General features: G+C 66.6%; 5 protein-coding genes. 2 read left to right on the forward strand and 3 right to left on the reverse strand.

Annotated features, from left to right (window positions below):
- Both ACWD3D_RS33550 and ACWD3D_RS33555 read right to left on the reverse strand, forming a co-directional pair.
- Positions 1 to 281, reverse strand: a 281-nt coding sequence (locus ACWD3D_RS33550) for a hypothetical protein (protein ID WP_451464493.1), incomplete at its 3' end; no start/stop codon positions are given.
- A complete protein-coding gene (locus ACWD3D_RS33555; protein ID WP_451464489.1) occupies positions 278 to 2,701 on the reverse strand; it encodes an N-6 DNA methylase in 2,424 nt (807 codons plus the stop codon). The genes ACWD3D_RS33550 and ACWD3D_RS33555, both read right to left, overlap by 4 nt.
- A gap of 356 nt (positions 2,702 to 3,057) precedes the next feature.
- Here ACWD3D_RS33555 and ACWD3D_RS33560 point away from each other — a divergent pair, with 356 nt between their 5' ends.
- Positions 3,058 to 3,273: a type II toxin-antitoxin system VapB family antitoxin gene (locus tag ACWD3D_RS33560; RefSeq protein ID WP_451464490.1), complete on the forward strand. Its 216-nt coding sequence runs from the start codon at positions 3,058 to 3,060 to the stop codon at positions 3,271 to 3,273.
- Positions 3,270 to 3,692: a PIN domain-containing protein gene (locus ACWD3D_RS33565; protein ID WP_451464491.1), complete on the forward strand. Its 423-nt coding sequence runs from the start codon at positions 3,270 to 3,272 to the stop codon at positions 3,690 to 3,692. Before ACWD3D_RS33560 ends, ACWD3D_RS33565 begins: the two co-directional genes overlap by 4 nt.
- A gap of 291 nt (positions 3,693 to 3,983) precedes the next feature.
- On the opposite strand, the gene ACWD3D_RS33570 is transcribed toward ACWD3D_RS33565, so the two are convergent.
- Positions 3,984 to 4,913, reverse strand: a 930-nt coding sequence (locus tag ACWD3D_RS33570) for a ricin-type beta-trefoil lectin domain protein (protein WP_451464492.1), incomplete at its 5' end; no start/stop codon positions are given.

Here is a 4,913-nt window from a genome sequence, read left to right on the forward strand (position 1 = left end):
TGCCCTTCCTGGGCACCCTGACCTACAGCGGACCGGAGGGGGAACACACCGTGCGGCGCAGCAACTCCGCTCAGCGCGTCCGAGCGCTGTCGGGCCGCGGCAATCAGGCCAAGACTCAGGATCACGCTGCCGGCGAACGCCGAGCCTGCGACGAGGGCAGCGTCGGCTGCTCGTGTTCCGGTGCGCGTCTTCAAGATGAAGGCCGCTAACGCGACGACGACAGAGAACAGCAGGACGACGAGAAGCCACGCGAGCCTCGCCACAGGGGGCAGGCCACTCATCGGGAGGTCCTTCCGGGGAAGGTGCCGGCTGAGGCAGGCGCGGTCGGGCCTTGGACGGCGACACGTCCGACCAGTTGCTCGGCAAGGTCCCTGCGCACCTGGGTCGCTGCCCGCGCGACCTCCAAGTGCCTGGCAATCTGCTCGTCGAGTGCCCCGAGTGCCCCGGCAATGCGCTTCTGCTCGGACCATGGGGGCAGGTGCACCGGCAGCGTTCCGAGGTCGGCCTTGCTGATGGAAGGGACTGTGGTCTTCTCGGAACGGCTCTTGATCCACTCGGTGGTCCGTGAGAGGGAGAGGTAGGCCAGCAGATAAGCGGGGCAGACCTCGGGCGCGAACCGGTGAAGACGGATCAGATTACTGCCGAACAACCAGCCGACTTGGTGCGTTCGCACCTGCGCCACGGGCCCCACCGTGCCCGTTCGAGCACAGAGGATGTCTCCGTCCTGCAGGGCGAAGCGCCTCAACCTCTGCTCTCTGTCGTACGGAACAGCCGTACCGCGCGCATCGGCAACCAGGCGATCGCGCAGGTGCTTCGGCTGGACGACCGGCACCACACCGTCGGGTACGTAGGCGTCCTTCGGCAACAGTGACGGAGAGGGGCCGGCTTGGAGATCGCACAACTCGCCAAGGCTTCGCCACTCCCAGTCGTCCGGTGCGTCATCGATCAGCAAACCGAGCCCGCCGTCGAAATGCCGGAAGCCGGCAACTTGGGAGTCGGCCAGGTCATCGGCCCGCCCCGCCTCCTCCCGGGACCTCAGCAGAGCGCCGTAGGGATCCGTCAGCTCTTCCACGCCTGCGTGCGACCGCTTCGCGGGGCGCGCGTAGTCGGCAGGACGCAACGACGAGCCTGCCGCGTTGACGGCGTCTCGCCGGACTGCCGCGCAAGGAAGCCGGGAATCCGGGAGGACCGCCGCGTCGTTTCCGCCCGTCCCACGCCACGAGTGATAGGCAGCCGCGATGAGCGCACAGTCGTCAGCCTCCAGAACGGACAGCTTCCTGGACACCTTGGTCGCCAGGCCGGAGGCGTCGATGAACAGGACTTCTCCCGAATTCCGTTCCTGCGCGTCTGACCTCAGGATCCAGACATTGACGGAGATCATGGTTGCGCTGAACATCTTGGCCGGCAGCGCGATGACGCATTCCAGGGCTCCGCGATCCACCAAGGCGTGGCGAATGCGCTGCTCCTTGAGGTTGGAGGACGTGGCAGCGCTGTTGGGCATGAGAACGGCTGCCCGGCCACCCTCATTGAGTGACATGACCGCGAGCTGGGGCCACGCCAGGTTGGCGTTGGACACCGGCGGTTCACCGTAGGGCCACCGGTCGGCATCAACCGGCACCGCGGAAACATTGAACGGCGGATTGGTGAGAACGAGATCCGCCCGGCGGCGCTGGGACCCCTCCGTCCAGGGGCGGGTCGCGCCCGCAAAATTCAGCCATTCCGGACGAGCTCCGTGCACCATGAGATTCATGGCCGCGAGATCGCGCGTCTCCGGATGGGCACTCCCGATCGTTACAGCCGGGATTCCTTCGCCGACCTCGTTCCCCGGCTCCGGCCTGGCGGCCAGTACCGCTGACAGGAGTTCGCCGCCTCGGCCGTTCGGGTCGTACAGGCTTTGAGCCGAAGAGCTCTTTCCGAGCAGCGACGCAAGAAGACGCGCGACACCTGGCGGGGTGAAGGCATCACGACTTCCCAGCCCGGCCTCAAGGGCGTGGTGTCCCAACAGCTCTGTAAAGCTTTCGCGCCCCGAACTTTCGATCTTGTCCAGAAGGCGGACGACAGCGTGAGGGCTGGAGGGGGTGAGGTCCTCAAGCCTTACTGCCATGGCACTGGTCACGCCTTGCGCCGCGAGACTCTGTTGGACGTGCTGCGCGACCGCGGGCAGGAACCTGAGGATGTGGGTCCCTGCCTGGTCCTGTGCGACGGACCGCCGCACCAGTGCCCATCTCCTCGGCTGGGCCCACCTCAGGTAGATGAGCGAGAACAGCAGATAGAGGAAGTTGACTCGCGCCCCTGTGCCCCAGCGCCCCTCGTCCTGCTCACGGAACAGGTCGTCGGCCGAACCGAGGTGCTCGCCGTCGGTCTCGTCGCCTGCGGTACCTCGGGCAGCCGGAAAGCCGTCCGTTTCGAGGTCCTCCACGGCTTCGGCCTCCGACGCCGCGACAAGAGCCGTCCGAGCCCGGTCGGCGTACGTGACGTCCGCCCTCTCGCCCTCCCGCCGCGCCCTCAGCGGAACCGGGCGGTCCTTGAGCCAGGTCAGCACGTCGGACAAGTGGTAGTAGTCGGTGCCCCCGGCCCTCGTAGGGCTCGGGAAGTCCGTGTACCTGCGCTCCCAATTGGTGATCGCCGAGCGCTGCACGCCGGCCAATTCGGCGATAGCCGCCCTCGACACCAACTGCTGCTGGTGTTCCGCGATTCTCATGCTGCCCCGTTCGACCGCGTGGACCGCCACTGCAGCGGGTCCGATGGCTGTGATGCTAGAGAGGGCAGCCTCGTGGCAGCAACTGCGCAGCACAGTGCTCACTAGGCCATCACTCCCGCTACTGCAGATCCGCCCTAGAGGAACAGGGACTCGTTGCCCCAAATCACCCCCTTCATAAGCCCACATAACAGCCATATAGCTCATCTCTCCAGCTCAGGTATATGACTCATTCTGTGAAGCCCATCAACATAAATCGACACCTCGGCCCGGGCCGGGTACCCCCGGCCCGACATCGCACAGCGCTGCCTCACCAGCGATATACTCGGTGCCACAGTTGATATATCGGGAGGTTCTCAATGAGCCGTACAGTGATCGATCTCGACGACCAACTGCTGGCCGACGTGGCTCAGGCGCTGGGGACCGGCACCAAGAGGGAGACGGTCAACACTGCTCTGCGCGAGGTGCTCGACAACCGCCGACGGGCTCTCGCGCTCACTCGGCTGCGGGCCGCAGCGAGCGAGGGCGCGTTCGACCTGGATGCCTTCGAGGACAAGAGGGAATACCGGCGGTGAGCGCGGCACAGTTCCTGATCGACACCAGTGCGCTCGCCCGATTCTTCCGGGACGACGCCGAACAGTACGGATGGGATCAGGCCGCCGCAGCAGGGCTCATCGCGACCTGCCCCATTACCGAGCTGGAGTTCTTCTACAGCGCCCGCTCCGCCGCGGACCGTGCGCACGGCATCGAGGACATGCGGCTGCTGTTCGGCTGGGTACCCGTCGATGACCGCGCGTACGACCGCGCCTGGCAGGTCCAGGAATTGCTGACTCAACGCGGTCAGCACCGCAGCGCGGGAGCTGTTGACCTCGTCGTCGCCGCCACGGCGGAACTCCAGGGGCTGACCCTCCTGCACCGCGACCACGACTTCGAATGTATCGCCGCGGTCACCGGTCAAGCCATGCAGTGGTACGGCCCGGTATCCGGTAAATGAACGAGCGCCTGGTCTCGGTTCCGGTCTTCTTCGCAGATGTTCACCACAGTTCACCGAGCCTGTAGCCTCCGAATCCGCCACAGGTCCAGACGCCCGTGACTGTTCCGGAACGGCCGAGCGCGGACTTGGAAAGCGTGTTGGGGACAACGCCTCACGAGTTCGAATCCCGTGTCCTCCGCCATTGCTCTCACCGGGCAATACGTCAAAGGGCCCCGCAGCTCGCTGCGGGGCCCCTCGACGTACGTGTGGTCACTCCCGCCGGCAGGCCCTCGTGGGCCTGCCGGGTGCCGGTCATCCCAGCGCGAACTTCTGCGCCGCGGAGCTGTTGCAGTCCCAGATCTGGAGCCGGGTGCCGTTGGCGGTCGCGCCGTTCGGGGAGTCGACGCACCGGCCGCTGGTCGGGTTCTTCAGCGAACCGTCACTCTGCTGCACCCACGACTGGTACCCCCCGGAGTTGCAGGTGGCCAGCTGGAGTTGGGTCCCGCCGGCACTGTTGCCACCCGCGATGTCCAGGCACTTGCCCAGGGTCTGCAGCGTCTGGCCGCTCCAGGTCCAGTGCTGGTCCTTCGCCGCCGACTGGCAGTCCCACAGCTGGACCGCCGTACCGTCACCGCCGTTGTCGTCACCCGCGACGTCCACACACTTGCCACCCGGACCGAGGATCCGGCTCGCGATGGTGAACTTCTGGGCGGCGGAGCTGTTGCAGTCCCAGATCTGGAGCCGGGTGCCGTTGGCCGTCGCGCCGTTCGGGGAGTCGACGCACCGGCCGCTGGTCGGGTTCTTCAGCGAACCGTCACTCTGCTGCACCCACGACTGATAGCCCCCGGAGTTGCAGGTGGCCAGCTGGAGCTGGGTACCGCCGGCACTGTTACCGCCCGCGATGTCCAGGCACTTGCCCAGGGTCTGCAGCGTCTGGCCGCTCCAGGTCCAGTGCTGGTCCTTCGCCGCCGACTGGCAGTCCCACAGCTGGACCGCCGTACCGTCACCGCCGTTGTCGTCACCCGCGACGTCCACACACTTGCCACCCGGACCGGTGATCGTCCGGCCGGTCGTCGAACCGCTCGAACCGGGGGCCTTGTTGTACACGGCGACCGAGTCGATGATCAGCTTGCCGCCGGAGACCGTGGCCGCGTTCGGGCCACCGCCGAAGGCGTCCGGGAAGCCGCCGCCGATCGCCAGGTCGTAGATGATGTAGAACGGGTGGTCGATCGCGTCGGCCCA

The sequence above is a fragment of the Streptomyces sp. NPDC002690 genome (assembly GCF_053592415.1).